18 protein-coding genes are annotated in these 20,927 nt (G+C 38.0%); 1 reads left to right on the top strand and 17 read right to left on the bottom strand.

Annotated elements, in window-relative coordinates:
* Window positions 1-1,006 precede the first annotated feature (1,006 nt).
* The 6 genes from Q0371_RS14695 to Q0371_RS14670 form a co-directional block, all read right to left on the bottom strand.
* Window positions 1,007-2,311, bottom strand: a complete 1,305-nt coding sequence (locus Q0371_RS14695) for a pyrimidine-nucleoside phosphorylase (RefSeq protein ID WP_298472315.1) — start codon at window positions 2,309-2,311, stop codon at window positions 1,007-1,009.
* Window positions 2,312-2,326: 15 nt separating this feature from the next.
* Entirely contained in the window at window positions 2,327-3,505 is a 1,179-nt protein-coding gene (deoB, locus tag Q0371_RS14690) for a phosphopentomutase (protein ID WP_298472313.1), read from the bottom strand.
* A gap of 72 nt (window positions 3,506-3,577) precedes the next feature.
* Window positions 3,578-4,477, bottom strand: a complete 900-nt coding sequence (xerD, locus tag Q0371_RS14685; protein ID WP_298472311.1) for a site-specific tyrosine recombinase XerD — start codon at window positions 4,475-4,477, stop codon at window positions 3,578-3,580.
* A gap of 68 nt (window positions 4,478-4,545) precedes the next feature.
* Window positions 4,546-4,986: a Fur family transcriptional regulator gene (locus Q0371_RS14680; protein ID WP_169360826.1), complete on the bottom strand. Its 441-nt coding sequence runs from the start codon at window positions 4,984-4,986 to the stop codon at window positions 4,546-4,548.
* Between the two features lie 85 nt (window positions 4,987-5,071).
* Window positions 5,072-5,539 (bottom strand): hypothetical protein, encoded by a 468-nt coding sequence (locus Q0371_RS14675; RefSeq protein WP_169360825.1) that lies wholly within the window; start codon window positions 5,537-5,539, stop codon window positions 5,072-5,074.
* A gap of 55 nt (window positions 5,540-5,594) precedes the next feature.
* Complete coding sequence (locus tag Q0371_RS14670) at window positions 5,595-6,137, bottom strand: NUDIX hydrolase (RefSeq protein ID WP_298472309.1); 543 nt, start codon at window positions 6,135-6,137, stop codon at window positions 5,595-5,597.
* Between the two features lie 68 nt (window positions 6,138-6,205).
* On the opposite strand from Q0371_RS14670, the gene Q0371_RS14665 reads away from it, so the two are divergent.
* Window positions 6,206-7,102 (top strand): aldo/keto reductase, encoded by an 897-nt coding sequence (locus tag Q0371_RS14665; RefSeq protein WP_298472307.1) that lies wholly within the window; start codon window positions 6,206-6,208, stop codon window positions 7,100-7,102.
* Window positions 7,103-7,259: 157 nt separating this feature from the next.
* Here the strand turns inward: Q0371_RS14665 and Q0371_RS14660 are convergent, their stop codons facing one another.
* From Q0371_RS14660 to Q0371_RS14610, 11 genes are all read right to left on the bottom strand, one after another.
* The gene (locus Q0371_RS14660) at window positions 7,260-7,811 is read right to left on the bottom strand and encodes an AAA family ATPase (protein ID WP_298472305.1); all 552 of its coding nucleotides are present in this window, start codon (window positions 7,809-7,811) and stop codon (window positions 7,260-7,262) included.
* Window positions 7,812-7,864: 53 nt separating this feature from the next.
* Window positions 7,865-8,422, bottom strand: a complete 558-nt coding sequence (locus tag Q0371_RS14655) for a hypothetical protein (RefSeq protein WP_298472303.1) — start codon at window positions 8,420-8,422, stop codon at window positions 7,865-7,867.
* A gap of 584 nt (window positions 8,423-9,006) precedes the next feature.
* Window positions 9,007-10,632 (bottom strand): extracellular solute-binding protein, encoded by a 1,626-nt coding sequence (locus Q0371_RS14650; protein ID WP_298472301.1) that lies wholly within the window; start codon window positions 10,630-10,632, stop codon window positions 9,007-9,009.
* Between the two features lie 65 nt (window positions 10,633-10,697).
* Window positions 10,698-11,570 carry a carbohydrate ABC transporter permease gene (locus Q0371_RS14645; protein WP_298472299.1) on the bottom strand — a complete coding sequence of 291 codons (873 nt, stop codon included), beginning with the start codon at window positions 11,568-11,570 and terminating at the stop codon, window positions 10,698-10,700.
* Window positions 11,571-11,634: 64 nt separating this feature from the next.
* On the bottom strand, window positions 11,635-12,531 hold the full coding sequence (locus Q0371_RS14640; protein WP_169360831.1) for an ABC transporter permease subunit: 897 nt from the start codon (window positions 12,529-12,531) through the stop codon (window positions 11,635-11,637).
* Window positions 12,532-12,736: 205 nt separating this feature from the next.
* Window positions 12,737-13,378 (bottom strand): YesL family protein, encoded by a 642-nt coding sequence (locus tag Q0371_RS14635; protein WP_298472297.1) that lies wholly within the window; start codon window positions 13,376-13,378, stop codon window positions 12,737-12,739.
* Between the two features lie 214 nt (window positions 13,379-13,592).
* Window positions 13,593-14,999, bottom strand: coding sequence for an extracellular solute-binding protein (locus tag Q0371_RS14630; RefSeq protein WP_298472295.1), 1,407 nt, complete (start codon window positions 14,997-14,999; stop codon window positions 13,593-13,595).
* Window positions 15,000-15,075: 76 nt separating this feature from the next.
* A complete protein-coding gene (locus Q0371_RS14625; protein WP_298472293.1) occupies window positions 15,076-16,137 on the bottom strand; it encodes a dienelactone hydrolase family protein in 1,062 nt (353 codons plus the stop codon).
* Between the two features lie 12 nt (window positions 16,138-16,149).
* Complete coding sequence (locus Q0371_RS14620; RefSeq protein WP_298472291.1) at window positions 16,150-17,949, bottom strand: hypothetical protein; 1,800 nt, start codon at window positions 17,947-17,949, stop codon at window positions 16,150-16,152.
* 12 nt (window positions 17,950-17,961) lie between these two features.
* Window positions 17,962-19,197, bottom strand: coding sequence for a DegT/DnrJ/EryC1/StrS family aminotransferase (locus Q0371_RS14615; protein ID WP_298472289.1), 1,236 nt, complete (start codon window positions 19,195-19,197; stop codon window positions 17,962-17,964).
* 17 nt (window positions 19,198-19,214) lie between these two features.
* The gene (locus Q0371_RS14610) at window positions 19,215-20,885 is read right to left on the bottom strand and encodes a hypothetical protein (RefSeq protein ID WP_298472288.1); all 1,671 of its coding nucleotides are present in this window, start codon (window positions 20,883-20,885) and stop codon (window positions 19,215-19,217) included.
* Window positions 20,886-20,927: the final 42 nt, after the last annotated feature.

The raw sequence follows: 20,927 nt of genomic DNA, 5'->3' as shown, positions 1-20,927 counted from the left end.
CACTTTAAAATACGTAATGAAACCATTGGTACGACTACATTTTAAGAGGGAGTCGCCGCCTGCCGCTTCAATCAACAGGAGAATATGTTGTATGGGAATGGTAAATCACTAATTTATGAAAGTGATTCTAAAATATAAATGAATAAATTTCTATTCTTCCAACTAGGAAGCTGCAGTGGTTAAATGAGCATAAAGTGACTGACTTTTTAGTTCATAATCTTTTCAGTACATGTAATTTCTATTGTATTATTCATAGGGTCTAAAATAGGAAAACACCAATATCCCTTCCATATGGGCTTATTGTAATATTTTTTTATATCATTTTCTGATACGCAATTTACAATTTTTTCAAAATTATCTTTATCACATTCTAACGACCAACCTATCCTTGGTTCTGTTCCCCCTTTCCATCCTGGTTGAATGGAAAACTTGCTTGATGGTGGGTTAAATTCTTCATTGTAATCAATACTTAATTGGTGTTCACCAATTTTAAAAGTATGGAACCTTTATCATCCCATATGAGTATTAACTGAAGTATGTCTGAGTAAAACCACTTCATTTTCTCCAAATTGTTACAAAATATATATGTAAATTCCCATCGCTTCGCTATAATTACCCCCTATCATCGTTCCTTTTTCCACTAAGCTGTTCACTTAGTAAACAGGTTCAACAAAAGGGGTATTAATCCCTTCTTGGAAGACCGAAATCCAGACTAAATGAAATAAGGGGAGCATCTATTTTCCATTAAAACCTTTTCAAACTCACCTCGAAATACCGCCTAATATCAATAACGTTAAGCGTTCTATTATATAATTCTTCAACTCTACAATCAGCGTCAACTTCTTTCATAACAGCGACAGAAACTAGGCGCAACAAAGTTTCACTCCTCTGTAGTTCAACCGATGAAACCATCACGAAGAATTGTAGTATAAGACAAATAAGACCCTGAAAACCCTACGTTAGTAAAGTTATCAGGGTCTTATCAATTTCGAGAAAGATTTTAGTGTTATTCTGTTATTACTTCATAAATTAAAGGCGGTGCATCTTTTTGCGCTGCTTCAATTTGGATGTTTTTGTGTAATTTATTGACAACATCTTGAATATCTTCAGAGTTAGCATGGATGGTAGCTAGTGATTCGCCTTTTTCTACACGATCTCCTACCTTTTTGTTAAGGATAATTCCTACTGCTAAATCGATTTCTGACTCTTTCGTTGCTCTGCCAGCTCCTAGTAACATAGCTGCAGTACCAATTTCGTCCGCTTCCATATAAGTTACGTAGCCTGCTTCCTTAGCAGTTAATTCTGTAACAAAAGCAGCCTTAGGTAGCAAATCAGAGTTATCGACTACATTTTCATTTCCGCCTTGCCATTTGATGAATTGCTTGAAGATTTCTAAAGCAGATCCATCGTCGATTACCTTTTTCAGCATTGCTCGAGCTTCTTCTAACGTCTCTGCTTTTTCTCCAACGACAACCATTTGACTACCTAAAGTTAAGCACAGTTCCGTTAAATCCTCTGGGCCATTTCCTTTAAGCGTATCTATCGCTTCCTGTACCTCTAGAGCGTTTCCGATTGCTCGGCCTAGTGGTTGACTCATGTCAGAAATAATTGCCATTGTTTGACGTCCAACACTATTACCGATTTGCACCATAGCTTTTGCTAGCTTACGAGCATCTTCAGCCGTTTTCATGAATGCTCCATCACCAGTTTTAACGTCAAGCACAATTGCACCAGCACCTGCTGCAATTTTTTTACTCATTATAGAGCTTGCAATAAGCGGAATGCTATTAACTGTTGACGTTACATCTCTAAGTGCATACAGTTTTTTATCTGCTGGAGTCAAGTTACCGCTTTGACCGATTACAGCCACTTTTATTTCATTTACTTGTTTTACAAATTGCTCAGAAGATAATTCTACATGGAAGCCTTCAATTGCTTCTAGCTTGTCTATTGTTCCACCAGTGTGACCTAAACCGCGTCCACTCATTTTTGCTACTGGAACGCCACAAGCAGCTACTAGAGGTCCTAAAACTAAAGTAGTTGTGTCGCCTACCCCACCAGTAGAATGCTTATCAACTTTTACACCCTCGATCGCTGATAGGTCAATTTGTTCTCCTGAGTTAACCATAGCCATCGTTAGGTTGGCACGTTCCTCATCATTCATATCTTTGAAGTAGATTGCCATTAGTAATGCACTAGCTTGATAATCAGGAATAGAACCGTTTGTATAGCCATCAATAAAGAAACTAATTTCCTCTTTTGTTAGAGCATGGCCATCTCTTTTCTTTTCAATAATGTCATTCATTCTCATTTTCATACACGTCCTTTATTTTAATAAAGATAGGAAGCTTTCACCAAATGCAGTTGGCTTTACATCAAAGTTATCTGCAATTGTTGCTCCTATATCTGCAAATGTCATACGTAAAGGCAATTCTTTAATTTCTGTAAATCTAGGTGAATAAACAGTTAATGGAACAAATTCACGCGTGTGGTCTGTTCCTGGCATTGTAGGGTCGTTTCCGTGATCAGCTGTAATGATTAATAAATCATCACTTGTTAGCTTAGGAAGCGCTTCCTTCAAGCGAGCATCGAACTCTTCTAGAGCCTTACCGTAGCCAATTGGATCTCTGCGGTGACCATATAAAGCATCGAAGTCTACTAGGTTTAAGAAACTAATACCTGTAAAGTCTTTATCCAACGTTTCGATAAATTTGTCCATGCCATCCATGTTATCTTTTGTTCTAACTGTGGAAGTAATACCTTCCCCATTAAAAATGTCATTAATTTTACCAATCGCCATTACTTCTAAACCAGCATCTTGCAATTCATTCATTGCTGTACGAGCGAACGGTTTTAGAGCATAGTCATGACGATTTGAAGTACGAACAAAGCTTCCTGGCTCTCCAATAAATGGACGTGCAATGATACGACCAACTAAAAATTCAGGAGACAACGTCAGTTCTCTTGCGATTTCACAAATTCGGTATAATTCTTCTAATGGAACCACTTCTTCGTGTGCAGCAATTTGAAGAACTGGATCAGCGGAAGTATAAACGATTATTGCTCCCGTTTTCATATGCTCTTCCCCTAGCTCGTCTAAAATCTCTGTACCACTCGCTGGCTTGTTGCCAATCACCTTACGCCCTGTTTTCTCCTCTAAAGCATTGATAAGCTCTTCAGGAAATCCGTTTGGATATACTTTAAATGGTTTGTCGATATTTAACCCCATAATCTCCCAGTGGCCAGTCATCGTATCTTTACCGACAGAAGCTTCTTGCATCTTCCCGTAATAAGCTGTTGGTTGATCTGCTGGAGCAATACCTTTAATAGCTTCAATATTTCCTAGCCCTAGCTTTTGCATTTCTGGCATTTTCAATCCATTCATTTTTTCTGCAATATGTCCAAGTGTATGTGAGCCAACGTCACCGAAGGCTGCAGCATCTGGTGCTTCACCGATTCCGACAGAGTCCATCACAATGACATGTATACGTTTAAATTTTCCCATAATTTCTACCTCCTACTTGTTCTTTATTAGTGTACCAAAAAATCTCCGAAAATAAATGTCAGACCTCTGACATTATGCACGAGGATGGTATTGTTTGTAAACTTCTTTTAATCGCTTTTTACTTACGTGGGTGTAAATCTGTGTCGTAGAGATGTCAGCATGTCCTAACATTTCCTGAACGGCTCTTAGATCTGCCCCATTCTCAATCAAGTGAGTTGCAAAAGAATGCCGTAAAATATGTGGTGTAATTTCTTTTTTAATGCCAGCAGCAAGGACATGCTTGTTTAGTAATTTCCATATTCCCTGTCTTGTTAAACGTTTCCCTCTTTGATTGATAAAAATAGCATCTGTACGTTCTTTTTTGAGTAGTGCAGGGCGTGCATGTTCGATATAATTGCTACAGGCACGCAATGCTGCTCCACCAAGTGGAATAATACGTTCCTTCCCTCCCTTACCAAACACACGGACAAATCCCATCGATAAATGTAAATCCTCTAAATTTAAATTTAGACACTCACTTATACGCATACCACTTGCATACATAAGTTCAAACATTGCGAGGTCTCTCACTCCCTGCGGCTTGGACACATCAATGCTCGCTAAAAGGGTGTTCAGCTCCTCAACTGACAAAAAGTTCGGTAGCTTCTGCTCTAGTTGAGGAAGCTCTAAATGAATAGTAGGGTCGGTTGTTGTCACTTTATCCCGCAACAAAAACTGATGAAAGGAACGGATAGACGAAATATGTCGAGAAACTGTTCGGGCTGATTTACCTTTTTCCTTTAAATCTCTTAAATGTAAAATGATATGATGCCGTTCAACGTCTGCTAAACTACTTAATTGCTGGATGGTAAATATAGACTTTAAATATTCCGTTAAATCATTTTTATAGGAAACTAATGTATTCTCTGCTAGCTGTCGTTCTATGCGGAGGAAATGCAAATAATCTTCTAAATGAAGCAGACCCTCTTTCATCAAAAAACCTCCTATTAAATAATTATGCAATTAAAAAAAGGATAGCATATTTTAGCTATCCTTTTTGGTTATTTATCTTGGCAACGATGGCAGATCCCATGGAACGTTAAACGATGATCTTTTATAATAAAATTCCATCTTTTTTCCACGATTGCCTCTACATCCTCTAGCAAGTCCTCTTGAATTTCATCCACAGCTCCGCATTCGATACATACAAGATGATGATGAAAATGTGCAGCGCCTTCTTGTCTTAAGTCATAGCGTGATACGCCATCTCCAAATTGAATTTTATCTACTACATTCAATTCATTTAATAACTCTAATGTTCGATAAACAGTCGCTAGTCCTATATCAGGTGATTTTTCTCTAACTAGTAGAAAAACATCCTCCGCACTCAAATGATCTTCTTCATTTTCAAGCAATACTCGAACTGTCGCTTCACGCTGTGGCGTCAGTTTATAGCCCGCACCAGATAATTGTTTTTTAATACGATCAATACGGCTCTCCATATGACGCCTCCTTAACTACCACTATTATAACAAGAAGTGTTTTCTCATTACAAGAGATTCACATAATAATAATTATTAATAAATACTAATTATTAAATACGATAAATGGTAAAAGAATAAACTCTATTATAATAGTAATTATATAGAAGCCAAGTGTAAAGAGATTTACTCTTCTTGCCAATGCAAGTAATAGGATACAGTAGACGAGTTGAAATGGGAACCACCAAAATACATACGGAAAAGTACTTTCTTGAGTTTGCAGCAAAAAACTGGAACAGAATCCATAAAAGGTAATTTTGAATGCGCAAATGACTAAGATGAATCTTTGTAAGTAGCGATGCTGATAAAACAAGAAAAAAACGACTGCAATCATCAAGTGAGGAAAAATCGTCTCTAGGAAACTAGGTGGCCCTTCCAATAAGACTCGTGCATCCAAAAGGTTGATAATCCACTGCTGCTGTTCTGGTGAGCTACGTTCAAAAAGTATTAATCCTCCTATAAAACTAACAACTAGTACACAAAAAGATACGAAAATAGTATAAGACTGGTTCAACTTGGAATCCCCCCTATCTATTTTCATCTTATGCTTGTACTAGGTTCAAACATGCTTATTTTAAATAATCTTTTAACCAAATATAGGCGAAAGCTGTTTTTGCATCAAAGATCTTTTGAGAGATTACCATTTGTTCCATATCTTCAAGACTGACATGTAATAATTCAACGAACTCATCCTCGTCTAAATCAGCTGGATTCTCCATTTTTACAATATTTTCAGCCAAGTAAAGGTGTATAATCTCATCAGCAAATCCAGGTGAGGTTGCAAAAGATTGTATATACCTTAGATCATTACAAGTATAGCCTGTCTCCTCTTCAAGCTCTCGCATTGCTGTAAGTTCTGGTGCCTCATTTGGCTCAATTTTACCAGCCGGTATTTCAATAATAGAGCGTTCCAGTGCTTTTCTATACTGTTCTACTAAAATTATTTTTTTATCGTCAGTTACAGCTATTACTGCAACTGCTCCCGGGTGCTTCACAATCTCTCTTTTACCTTGCTTCCCATTCGGTAAAAGAACATCATCTACCTGTAATGTAATAATTCGACCAGTATATTTTAAATCAGTTGTAACTGTTTTTTCTTCAAATTTTTTCATTAATTTTCTTCCTCTCATTTGAATCTATCTAATTCTCATTGTACCATGTAGGAAAGGAAGTGATAATCTTGGAAAAAAGACAATTAGGAAAAAGTGAAATCTCTATTTCAGAAATCGGACTTGGTTGTATGTCACTACCCACAAACATTACAGAAGCCGAAAAGATTATTCAAACGGCTATGGAACATGGTATTACGTATTATGACACGGCAGATTTGTATGACCGTGGAGAAAACGAAAAGATTCTAGGTACTCTTCTTAAACCTCATCGTCAGGACATAGTTATTGCCTCTAAGGTCGGTAATCGACTAAACGAAAATGGTGATGGCTGGCATTGGGATGCCTCAAAAGAATGGATTCAAACGGCGATACATGAATCCCTAAAACGCCTTCAAACAGATTATATTGATGTGTACCAGCTACACGGCGGGACAATGGATGACAATGTGGATGAAGTGATCGATACGATGGAATCTTTAAAAAAGGAAGGCCTAATTAGAGAATACGGCATCTCTTCTATCAGACCGAATGTTATTAACCGCTTCCTACAAAAAAGCAATGCAGTATCGGTTATGATGCAATATAGCTTGCTAGATAGAAGACCAGAGGAGTGGTTACACTTACTGGAACAAAACGAGACTACCCTGCTTAGTAGAGGCTCGCTTGCAAAAGGTATGCTGACCGAAGATGAAGGTCTTATTCGTGCTAAAAAAGCAGGCGACTACCTCTCTTATACAAACAAGGAGCTACTAGACACTATAGGGGAACTAAAGTCTTTAAATGCATCACTAACTAGCATAGCTCTTCACTATGTCCTGCAAAGTGGCGCTGCAATCGTTGGAGCGAGTTCACCCGAGCAATTATTGGAAACAATCGAGGCGTATCAAGCTAAGATACCTGATGACTTACTAGCAAAAGCTTCTGAAATAACGAAAAAAACTACTTATTCAGAGCATCGAATATAAAAATAGCACTAGGCTCCTTGAATTTGTTCAAATCAAGGAGCTTTTCTTATGAAAAGGAGGATTATCGTAAATAATTGGTTGATTGTCGTAAAATAGCTTCTGATTGTAGTAAACTACTTTGTCATTGTCGTAATCTAGTAGATTATTGTAGTAATCCTTATTTTTTCTGCAAAAAGCTCTTTGTCATATCTACACGTTCTTGGACAGTATAATCTCCTTCTATCCGCAAAACTGGACAAGTCAATGTCTTCAACCAATCGTCGTGTAAGGCTCTACTTCTCACTTCCAATCCCGCATGATCATATAACCCAGCCCACTCCATAAACTCCTTGTATTGTTCGTGCTTGGGTCCACCTGCTAAAATGTCATTTCCGTATCTTTGAAATTCTCTTTTCTCTAGTCTTTCTAATCTAATTTCTGAAGGAATCCATAAAAAAATGACTACATCAAAATAAGTTTTTAAATCGTCTCCCCAACCACATATTGCTCCAGATAAGATTGAATTTCCATGTGAGTTTAAATCTCTTTCCAGGAGGTCTTTTCTTTCTTCCAGTTCTCTTATCTCCGTATATTTTGTTAACCAAAAATAATCATCTGTGTCCAAATGGGTCCAGCAAAGTTCATCGGATAATGCTTTCGCTAAGGTAGTTGTCCCAGATCCAGAAGCACCAAATATATGTATTTTCACTAGTTTTGTCCCCCATAACATCGTATAACGGCTCTTTAATTAGTTCTATAAGTAATTGGATGAGAAAGTAAAATTTAATTAGTTATTTTCCCACTAAAATGCCCACCTTCATAAACACCCTCTTTCCATAAAACATTTCCATTACTATCAAATGCTTCGATTTTCAATGGGTCTGGTTCCCCAGCATCTGCTTCTTCTAAAGCATCAAAGGTAACAAACCAACATCTTAATCCTTCAGAAATCTCAACAATTGTAGCTCCCTTCTCTATTGTTTTTTGCTTCACAAGCACGGTTGTAATTTGATCATTTGTGATAATTCCTCCAACCAATGTTAAAGGTACTTTTGGATTATTAAACATTACCCAGTCCATACCGTCACCAGGATCTATCTCACCGTTTCCAGTATGTGTCCAATATTCATCAACCGACTTTTTATATCCAATACGGAATCCTGTTTCATCTTCATAAAACACAACTTCATAATCTTCCTTTTGCAGTTTATCCAATATCTCAGTTGATTTTGGATGTGGAACGCTTTCTATAAAGTCCTCCGTACTATTTATGCTAAAAGTATATGAGCAGCCTGTCTGTAGCAGTAACACTATAAAAACCAAAAGTAATTTTTTCTTCATTAATCATTCCCCCCTTTGCTATATGAAAGTATATAATAACTTTCTCGTCATTAATTTACGTATATCTAGAATTTTAGTTTCAAAATATTCAATAAATAAATTAGAGTTCAGCATTAGAAAGTTAAATTTCTTAAACGAAGTCAATATTTGTTAATTTCTAAAGCTTCGTTAAAGTTATTGGTTAATTTGATTAAAACTTCATTTTTTTATAGTGATTGTAAACATTACAGAAGTGACATTCAAATGACTATTAAGAACATAAATTTTGTTTATGCAAGTAAATTTATAAGCACTTTATCGATGAATTAAAGAGCCGTTCCCATTTATTGATTGGAGCACCAGACGGCGACATAAGCAGGGTTGAGTGAGACAGATAAGACATCACAACCACGCGCGTAAGCGATGGGTGATGGCTTATCGCTCACTCCGCGAAAAAGCGTCCGGCTGGTACGAAAAATCAATTCTACTTTCTGATTTAAAGATTCCTTGCAACATTAATCAACCATACCCTTTTACATAGCTATTTCAAAAAAAGCAGCCCCAAAGTCTTTAAATGACTTTTGGAGCTGCTCTTCTATTTTATATTATTTCCATTCTCTTTCTGTGTAGCCCTTTGCCTTAATTCCTTCGTTTGTTTCCTTAATAATTTGTTCTCCTCCACGTTTCATGTATTCCTCAACCAAGCTATCCCATTCAGAGATTGGTCTTTGGCCAGCAATCATTTTTGCTTGCTCGTTCATGATGAATTGTGTTAAATCAGTGCCTTTCTCCTGATTTGTAGGAGACATTACTCCGTATGAAGGATCTACATAAAGCTTGTTAGATTCAAACATTTCCTGAAGAGATTGAACCATTTCCTTCATTTCTGGCATTTTGTAATCATCTGCATATGTGATATTTGCATCTTCTGGTACTTGCTCACGATTGTCTAAGAAGTAAGTCGAAGGTGAAAGTCCATCAGATGAGAAATTTGGCAATTGAACAGCCTGCCCATTTTCCATGTTATACCCTTTTCCTTCTCCACCTAAATAGAAATCGAAATCGGCGTTATCCGGATTTTTTGTATCCCTTGGGTAATATGTTTTACCAAAGTCAACCATTTCTAAAGCACGGAAAATCTTACCTTCGTCTCCAGCCATGTTAGCATTTAAAGCTAGAATACCTGAATAACCAGATCCAATAGTGAAGCCCTTGGACTTATCTGGAGCCTCAAAAGGAGGTATTGCTATTAAATGTGCATCTGGATTTGCTGCTAAAAGACCTTCGAAATAGGCTTCAGACATACCTGAAACTCCCCCAACAAAGATTCCAGCTTTTCCAGAGTAAAACTCCGTGTTCGTGCTAGCCCAATCAAGAACTGCAAAATCCTTCGTCATCGCTCCTTCTTTATAAAGGTTAGCAAAAAATTGGATCAAGTCTTTTCTACCGTCAGAAATAATTCCTGGGATGTAATTTCCTTCTTTATCTTGGTGATACCAAGCGTTAAAGTCCCAGTAAGTTCCCATATTAAAGTTCGGGTTAATATTTTCACCAATTGCAACGCCGTAAGTATCATCTTTTCCATTACCATCTGGATCTTCCTTCGTAAAAGCTATCGCTACCTTCTCCAGTTCTTCATAAGAAGTAGGAACTTCTAAACCAAGCTTATCTAACCAATCCTTACGAATAACTGGTGTTACAGGGTACGGTTGAGAGTAACGTGGAATACCATAGATCTTCCCGTTCACTTTAAAAGAGTTGTAAACGTATTCTGGGATTTTCCCTAGTGTGTCATAATGCTTAAGATAATCATCTAAAGGCAGGAATGCTCCCTGCTCTGCCCATTGATAAAAACGAGTGTCTGTTCCTGGAAATCCGATTAGGTCTGGCATAGATCCAGAAGCAACTATAGCAGACGACTTTTCAATATAGTCCCCCTGAGGAATAATTTCCGGCTTATAGTCCACGTTAAAGCGTTCATTTATCATATCAAGACCCGGGCTTTTCAGTGGTGGTGGATCACCGAAACGAAATGTCATTCCCGTAATCGTGTACTTTTCTGTATGATCAAACGGATCTACTGCCGTTTCCTCTTTGTTTGGTTCTGCACTATTTGTCTCTTTTTCCGGCTCTTTCGCTGGTTCAGTTTGGGCATTTTCATCGGTACAAGCTACTAAAATTAGACCAATGATAAGAATTAGAAAACCATAAAACCACTGCTTACTTCTCACATTAACCCCTCCATTACTATTTTGTCTGGTGTAAATAAATTCTCGATGTCCATTGCGATAGAAAGTCACCCCTTAACAGATCCAAGCATCACTCCTTTAGCAAAGTGTTTTTGTAAGAATGGATAGACGATTAAAATCGGTAAAGTAGCTAACAATATAGCAGCCATCTGAACGGTTTCGGGAGGTGGAAGATTTTCCAGCATTGCTGCATGCCCCCCTAGTGCCGCATTAGGCTCATTGACTATTACAATTTGCCTTAAAATTACTTGAATCGGCCATTTTGCAGGATCATTTAAATATAGAACCCCTGAGAAATAACTGTTCCAATGACCTACTGCGTAAAATAAACCGAATGCTGCCAAGGCTGGCTTCGACAAAGGTAAAATAATGCGAGTAAATATTTGGATATCGTTTGCACCGTCTATTAATGCCGCCTCTGTCAGTTCCTCTGGAATTCCTTTAAAAAACTGTGTAATAATGATCAGATTAAATGGACTAATCGCCACAGGAATTATAAGAGCCCATAAGGAATTTAATAATCCCGTTTCCTTTACAATAATATAGGTAGGGATCATCCCTGCTGAAAATAGCATCGTAAACAATACTAGAAAAAGAATTGTTCGTTGCCCTAAAATATTTCTAGTTAGCGAGTAAGCCATCGTCGTAGTAAAAAATAGATTTACTAATGTTCCAACGACAGTAATATATACCGTTACGAACAACGAACGAATAAATTGATCAGAGCCTAATATATACGTATAAGCATCAGTCACCCATTCCTTTGGCCATAACAAGAAATCACTATTTAATACATCACTAACACTAGAAAACGAAACCGAGAAAATATATAGAAAAGGAAAAAGCATGGCTCCTGCGATTAATAAGAGAACTGTACCATTGAAAAAATCCATTACTTTTTCCCCTGAAGACCTAAACATGAACATACCCCCTTCCAGATGATAGTCTTCCATAAAGACACGTCAACTTGAATCTTTCAAATGGTCAATATAGACCTTCCTCACCAAATCGTTTAGCAAGCCTATTTGCAAGAACCACTAAAATCAAGCCAATTATTCCTTTAAATAGACCAACAGCTGTTGCAAAACTAAAATTCGCCTGCTGTATTCCTTTAAAATAAACATACGTATCGAGAACATTACCCGATTCCATATTAAAAGGATTTAGCATTAGAAAGATTTGTTCAAAACCACTGTCCATCACGTTTCCTAAACGAAGGATTAATAAAATAACAATCGTACTTTTTAATGCAGGCAATGTTATATGCCAAATTTGTCTCATGCGACTCGCACCATCCATGACAGCTGCCTCATATAGATGAGGGCTGATGCCGGATAAGGCAGCTAGAAACAATATGGTACCCCATCCAGACTCCTTCCAGATGACCTGCAATACAACAATCGGTTTAAACAGCGCCGGATCTGTTAGAAAAGGGATAGGATTCATATCTAGAAAAGATCCAAGAAAGTTATTTATTAAACCTTCACTTCGTAGAAAGATAACAGTTATTCCAACTACCACAACCCAAGAAAGAAAGTGAGGCATATATACAACAGACTGCAGAAATCGTTTATACATTTGGTTTCTTAACTCATTCAGCATAAGTGCTAAAATAATGGAAATAGGAAATGCAAAAATAATTTGTAACATGGAAATCTGAAGTGTATTCCAAATTACTTGTATAACCTCCGAGTCTTCAAAAATGGATTGAAAGTGTTTTAATCCAACCCAAGGGCTCTTAAGAAATCCTTGGAATGGACTATAATCTTTAAATGCTAACAATAATCCAATCATAGGAATATATCGATAGATTAAAAAGTAAAGGGCACCTGGCAAAAGAAGTAGCAATAGATACCGATCCCGCCACAGTTTTTGCTTAATAGAATTTTTATTTGGGGGCTTTGGTTTTTCCTTGACGTGAGCTACTGTCGGAACAACTGTCTCAGCGTCTTTATTTTGAGTAACAATAACTTATTTCCCCTTTCCTTAAAGCTATTTACCAATTTGTTTACCTGTATAATACCTGTATTTATATTACCAATTTTAGTTTAAATTTTACATTTATTCAATATTTTTCTAAAATTATTTATTTCTTATATTCAATTGGCTCTTGCTGTTTTGATTCAATAATTTTAAACAGTTTATTGGATAGAAATATTAAAGTAACGCCTATTAAACTCCCACTATAAAAAGGTATGAGTCCAGGAATTTTCATGACTAAATAATAGGGGAAATAAAAACCTAAAACCATGAACACCGCAAACAAAGGATGGGCCAAAACGATATAAATACAATCCTTGAAGTACTGGGAAAGCTTCATCTGATAACCGACATAAAGTGGAAAAGCATACAATAAAGCGATCAAATAAATTATACCTAATATAAAGAAGAAAAATGATGCTATTAAGGCTGGTATATTTGGAAGGCTACGAAAAAACTGCAAATCTACAAAAAGAATAACGCCTATAATAAACCAAATATAACCATAGATATTAGCTTTCAACAATTCTTTTCTATATATATCCTTGAAGTAACGAAAGGTTTTTATATCCTCTTCACCATAGCTCCATTTGCGTATAACCGATAGCATAGCAACTGTAGCTGGGAAAAACCCTACAACGCCTAGTCCTAAGATGATTCCGCCTAACCAAAGGATGTTTATATAGGCAAGCCGCATTCCCCAGTCCATGTATCGATATAGCGTTCCTCTCCAGCCTGTCAGCTCCATACCATTCACCTCGTGTTTATCTAACCTTTTAAAGATTCAATCTTCTCAGCCTAAAATCTTCATTCATCTCAATTTATTTCTTATTACTTTATGAATTCATTGAAAGAATCATACTTTTTATACAATAGAATTCATATTCTCAGGCTAATGGCTTAGAATTTCAATTCATCTCTTATACCAATAAATGATTATTTACCTTTAAAACTACTTTATCTTATTCTAAAAGCTGTTGTATTCTTTGGCATGTTTCCTCTGGTTTCTCCATATTTGCCCATAAAAAATGCATTTCTCGTTCAATTAACTCAAATTCTTCAATCGTTAGGTGTAAATCCTTGATCGTTTTAGCGTCTGGCATCGTTTCAATAAAGGCATTGTAATGCTCTGGATGAATATCCGGCTGGAGGAGTCTATTGTCTTCTGCAACCTTTCGCAGCATTGGAATCGTACATCCATTTTTCTTTATCAATATTTGTGCCTCTTCACTAACCATAAAATCGATCAGTGCATGTGCAGCTGGCTTATTTGGACTATCTACATGGACACCAAGTGCCCCTCCAAGTAAAAGTGTGCCTACCTCTTTATTTTTAGGCGGTGGAATTACATCCCATTGTATCTTATGGTCTCTGAATTCATTCATAAAATAATAGGTAGTTAAAATCATCGCTGCCCCTTCTCGCATAAACAGGTTCTCAGCGAGGTCGTTGCTACCATGTGAAAAAATAGGGGAAACCTGATGTTTGTACATTAAATCTACACAAAACTCTAACGCTTCTATATTTTCCTTACTGTTCATCACCGGCTTAGTTCCGGTTGAATCTTTAAAGCTTCCTTTATTTTGTAATAGAAAAACTGGCCATCTGTTAGTAGAGGAGGAAAAACAAAAACCATACTCATTCACTAAATTATCCTCATTTAGTTCATGTGTTGTTTTTCTGGACACCTCTAACAGATCATTCCAATCTTCTATATGAAAATCGTTTAGGACGCCTGCTTTTTCAAATATGCGTTTGTTGTAGCAGATCATTACTGGCGAGAAAACAAACGGGGTAACATGCATTTTGTTTTCCGTTGAAAACATTCGAAAAACTTGGTGATAACTATCCTTCATCGGATCTATATGTGCTGGTAAATAGGGGTCTATAAGATCTAAGTGATCCGTCTCCATCAGCTGTCTATAATGATAGTCTGAAACCATAAAAACGTCCGGGCCAGTACCATGTTTAAACGACTGCATAAGGTTATAAACGTACTGATCATTAGGTAAGATTTCGAGATTTATCTTAATATAAGGATTCAACTGTTCAAATCTCTGAATGATTTGTTTAATAACCTCAATCTCATAGGAGTTTGAAAACCAACCAAGCGTTAATGTTTGCTTTTGTGTATCATCAGGCAGGGTTACCCGGTTTCCCTTTCCTGCTATTTTTTCTATAAGCCCTTCTTCCACTAGCTCTGCTAACGCTTTTCTTATGGAAACTCGACTAAGCGCATATTCTTTACTTAATGTATTTTCTGGCAATATAAATTCCCCAGGTTTAATCTTCCCTGTAATAATCTCTTGTTTTACCTCATGGATAAACTTGTTATAACGACTTTCAAAGTCACTTTGTCGTTTTATCAATGCTTACAACTCCCCTGCCAAAATTGGCGCTATATAAAGATATGAATCTATCATAACATGTGCAAGGTTGGTAGTTTTATTTCATTAACCATTTATCTAAAAATAAGTAAGCTGCTTGCCTAATTTCATAGGGAAAGTCATGACCCGAGTTCCCTATTAATGTTTGGATTTTTTCTGTACAATCCATCCACTTATACAATGAATTTAGTTCAAAAAGTCCTTCAGCAGCTGGTTTCCAATGGGGGAAAATAGAATCATTTTGCCCCATCCATAGAAAAAAAGGAGTAGGTGACACTAATGCAGCTATTTCAGTAAATTCAAAAGGAACCTTATCATCATTTATGTAGTTACTTAACTGGGGGATATGACTAAACCAATCTCGTTTTCCCCAACGATGTAACTCCGGATCTCCTGCAAATGTTGAAAATCCACAACTACATACTACTGCCTTTATTCTACGGTCTACGCCAGCTAAAAAGTAACCGTTGTAGCCTCCAAGTGAGTGTCCGATCACCCCTATTTTATCGCTGTCTACACAATTTAAGCTCTCTAATAGACTTATTCCCTGCTGATGATCCACAAGCATTTTAGCTACTGCAGACCAGTTCGGATATGCGGCGTCAAAGCTTGCTGTCTGAAAAGGCTTTCCGTCCTGTCGCACCCGTTCTCCAGCTGTTATCGTATCTGGGGCAAGTACTACATAGCCTCTCTTAGCAAGCTCAAGTCCATATTGTCTGTTTTGCCGTCCCTCTGTTGTACTTACATCATCCTTCCCGTTGTCGCTCGTTGGATGAAGCGCAATAACGGAGGGATATTGTTTGTGACTAGAGTTCAAAACCTCTATGGCGTCATCTTTAGTAGAAACCTTTTTGCTGTTACTTCCTTTCGGTATTAGCAGGTTTGCTGGAACCATATCGTCGAAAACAGTGTCGTACCTTATCTTTATTAAATAGTAATCTTCATACGATTTCCAAGAGATTATATCAAAATGTGTCTGTACTAAAGGTGGGACCCCACCAATACATTGTAACCAAATTTTTTCGATTGCATCTCTTTTGTTCTCCCAATCTCTTTTACGTTCCATTAATCGCAAAAGAGAAGGCGCACCCTGTTGATGTAAAGTGGACAATGCATACATTTCTTCACCCCATCATTCTATACTTACACTATATAAATGACTGCCACTACCATAGTAAACTCTTCCATTAAATAGAACAGTACCACTGCTCGCTTTAGCTTCTAACCCTTTTTTAAGTATTGGTTCGGGGCATGGTTGCTTAACATCAATCGCAATAAGTGCGTCTGACATAAGACAGTAAAGCGTGTGATTAGGCTCGTCATAAACGAAGCCTGAACGAATCGGTTCCCCATAACTGGATAGATCTTTTCCGGAAAGAATAGAATTCATTTCAGTATCCCATATAAAGTACATTCCTAGCCCAGTAACACCATGCACCCGATTATACATATCTGTATAAATAGCAATAATTTCTCGTGTCCCTTTAAAGGGTACGAAACTGCATTTTAGTTGCATGGTTGTTCGATCAAGCATATATAAGCGTGCATCCTGTTCTTTTGATACTGCTCCTCCAGGTGCCTCTACACTTGTGCCCCCTATAATATCTCCTTTACTGAGCTCACTAAGACAAATAGTACTGTGAAAGGGTAATATATCTTCATTGCGTATTACGACCTGCTTTTCTGTATCCATATTATAAATTGCCAAGGCACCACCAACTAGTCCATAGCCCGGAAACCCACCCCATATTACTTCTTTCGTTCCACTCAAGGCAAGGGCACAGCGAGGTCGATGAATCTGATCCTCTTCTAAAACTAAACGAGGAATAGAAGATTGCTGATCTAAATCGTGAACATATAGCTTTCCACCTGCGTATGCCACTCCCACTAACAGATTTTCATGGGAAGCATAGGCACAAATATTTCCTCCCCCTCCCTTTTCTAGTGCTCCAAAATTTTGAAGAGAGTTTTTGGTTGGATCATACCGAAAAAATTGTAGAGGGTGCATGGACGTACCATAGATAAATCCGTCTGGAGCGAGAAAAAGACTTGAAAGCTCCGCTCCCTCCGAATGGTATATTAAATGAATCGTTTTCTGTATCCCACTATCCTTATGACTAATTTGAACAAGCCCTTCAGATAAGCTGTAGTGCTCGATCTGATAATTTGATTCATCTGGAATGTGGACTTTTTGAAATCCTGTTCCTACAAAACTAGAAGGTGCAACGTCCGCTGCTGGATTACATTCTCCCTGAGAAAACTTTAGCCACTGAGAGGCCGTTAACACATTCTTTAAGTCGGATGCCTCTATGTGTCCATAGACAGTACCATCGTTTCCAAGATATACATAGCCTGCTCCCTTCTGCCTTTGATGAGAGGAAAGCAAACTCTTTTTCTGGCCAGTTATTAAATGGTAGGCTATTATATCTCTTTTCTCAGTTCCAATTCCCATATAAGCCCATCCGTGCGTATCAAGCGCTACTGTTCCTGGATATTTTTCCTCGGCATGCATAGAGCCGTAATCTACAACATGCTGCGATTTGCTATCATAGGAAAGCAAGTGACAGTGAGGGTATGTAGTGAAATAAATCATTCCCTCACTGTCCTCTGCAAAGCTAAAACCGACTATTTCCTCACCATTCTCTATTACTTGATAATCCACAAAGCACTCTTTGAAAGGGTCTAACACGAGCAGCATCTTACCTGCCCCCGTATAAAATAAGCCTCCACTACTAAATGAGGCAAAAGGGTATTCTTTATTTTCCAGTGGAAAGAAAACTTGCTTGCTTGTTCCTTTTTCTAAGTCGATTATTAACACAAAGCCCTTGGCCGCAATTACTAATTTACTCGCTTGTTCCTTCGTACATATAGCAGCTGTTCGCTCCTCCTCCGCGACAACCGGAGTTCCATGATCTATAAGTTTGTTATACATATAGGCTCTCCTTTAGACGCAATAATGGGCAGCTACCTTATTTAAGGCAGTAATCATATCCTCTATATCATGATCACTAAAAAACTCATTTATATCTAACCGTATCGCTGTCTTCAAAATTTCTTCAGCATTTGGACAGCTACCGGCTTGATAACTATACTCACCTAGACTAAAAGGATATTCGCTATTTAAGTAAGCCTGTTTTTGTTGGAATAGGCTTTGTGCGTATAACACTTGTGGAATGTACCCTGGTGAATTTGGAATACCCTCTGCTGTAAGTGCCGCTGAGAACTCTTCACGGGTGCAGCTTAACACATCTAAGTCGAGCGTTAGCATATAAAACCAGTAGCTGCACCATCCCCCAGTTGTTATTTTCATTGGCCGTATGCCCTTGGTATTCTGTATTCCACTACTCAATCGTTCTCCAAGCTTATTTCTTCGCGTACATATCCAATCCAGTTTTTTTATCTGCGCAATACCAACAGCACCTTGAAGTTCTGTCATACGATAGTTAGGTGCCAGATATTGAATATCTTTTACAACTTCCTTGTCATGTCTTTTATAGTTTTTATCTGCAAATGCATGAGTGGTAAAGTAATCTTCCTCTTCCCCGGAATTTACAGTAACAATTCCGCCATCGCCTGTAGATATATGCTTAAAGTCGTTTGTACTAAAGCATCCATAATCACCAATTGTGCCAGTTAAGCGCCCTTTGTAAGTAGTGAGATAGCTTTGGGCACAATCCTCTATCACTTTTACATTGTACTTTCTAGCAAGTTCCATAATGGAATCCATGTCGCATGGGTTTCCAGCAAGATGAACAACAATAATCGCCTTTGTTTTAGGTGAGATTACCTTTTCAATGGCTTCAGCTGTCATGTTATAGCTATTTGGCTCTAAATCGGCAAATATAGGTATAGCGTTCTGATATAAGATACCAATTACAGTACCCTGGTCTGTAATTGGGCTAGTTATGACCTCGTCACCGACTGTAATACCAGCTGCTCCTAGAGCAACATGCAGCGCAGCAGTTCCAGATGAGGTAGCCACACTATACTTCACATGATATAAATCATTAAAATCTGCTAAAAATTTCTTAACCTTGCTACCGAAATGATAAAAGAGTGTATTTTGCTCTAGTGCCTCTAGTAGCTCCGTTGCTTCCTCCATCCCAAAGCGTTTCCCAGTCCCGAATGGAGTCGTTTTAACCTTTTGCCCACCTAAAATCGCTAAAGTGTTGTTTTTCATTTTTAGACCCTCCAACATTACGCTTCCTTTAAAAGGTGATTTGTAGCAGAAACCATCTTACAATGCAGCCCAAAACGTTTGACCGTTTGTGCATCTTCTTTTGGAACGGGCATTAGAATAACGAGCTTATCGGCAACCGAATTTTCACTAAGTACCACACCATTCTCTTCAGATACTTCTATAATTTTAACCTGACGTCTTACTCTTTCCCAATCATTAATTTGCTTACTAGTCCAGAACGAGAAGCCTTGCTGCCTTGCCATACGGATTAGTTGGGTAATCGCTTCGCGTACTGGCGGTTGCTGATAGATGTGGATTTGATGAAATAGGAAATGAGCAACTCCATTCACTCGTTTGACTCCTTCCAAAAATGGTTCGATAACCGTCGCATCCGCTAACGTATTATGGTTCAAGTCTTGGGTCAGAAAACCAATCTCTAGCACATCATACATTCGATTTTTTTCATCGGCCCAAGCGATAGGGAAATAAGGCTGACACGTGCCAAATAAGAAGCCTATGTTTCCTCTTTTGCTAGGACCTCTCGATTGATCAGCCTGTATTCCATATTTCTCACACCAAGTAAAAAATTCTCCCCAGCCTTCAAACCTCGTATAGTGATTTTTATTGGACGTCACTTGTTCTATACCCACTGTCTGCTGCAACCAAGTAAGCTGTGCATGAAAGGCACTTTCTGACCAAATTCCATTGTCTGATTCTAATGCATTATAGTGTAGAGCTAGCTCATGCCCATCTGCCTTGATTTGATTGTAAATAGAAGGATTATATCCAGGCACAATCATACACCAAGTCGATTGCACGCCTTCTTCCTTTAGGGTATCTAACGTTATTTGTGCTGATTCGTCCACGTTCAAGTCACTATCATGAGAGATTAAAGCAACATGTTCTACTCCTGCTGGCCAATAATCAATGAAAGGAAGCGTAAGATTTTTATCGAGAGCACACTTTACCAAATGCTCTATTAACGCTTCTCTCCATAAATCAGCATACGGATGGGGAAAATAAGGCATACCTGTTTCAGTAACCGTTCGGTCTAGGTCCCAATCGAGCATAAAGCCGTCGTCCGCCTTTAATATCTCCTCATCCAAGTTTGCACTTCCGTCGGGAGCAGGAACTCCGTCTTCTGTTATAGGAGCAGTACCTTGCTGTAAGCCTACAATTGTTTGGGGAATAGAGACGGCCCAGCGTTCAATGGTCCCTTTTCCATATTTAATTTGAAGAAGGGCATCTCCATTGCCCTCTAGTAACGCTCCAAATTGTTGGATCTCTAACTGATCTCCAAAATAGACCCATGGATCCGCGTGTAAATAACGAAGAGACGTTGACTGGTTAAGAAAAGAAGAAAGCTCTGCATAGCCTATAGCAGGAATAGAATGGGAACTGAAGCCTAACCTTTCTTTTAGACAATGAAGATCGCCATATGAAATTACTGTACCTCCATTTTCTACATAATCTAAAATTTTAGTTTGAGCAGCTTCTGTATTAGGGCAACAAGCCACCATCATTAAATCAAAGGAGTCAAGCTCCTCGATTGAATCTATTTTTTTATAAGGCAGTCTTACATGATCAAGAATCTCTTCCAAATAGCGGTCAAATACATTTTCCCCTTTCTTCCACTGTTTTTCGGTTTCCTCTCTATCTAAAAGAACCCCCACTTTTGCCATCCTCATTTAACGGTCACTCCTCTATAAAAAAGACATGTATATTACCTG

This window comes from uncultured Psychrobacillus sp. (genome assembly GCF_938022135.1).
Lineage (GTDB): Bacteria > Bacillota > Bacilli > Bacillales_A > Planococcaceae > Psychrobacillus.
Note: the sequence above shows the minus strand (reverse complement) of the source record. Positions and strands in the feature narration are given on the sequence as shown.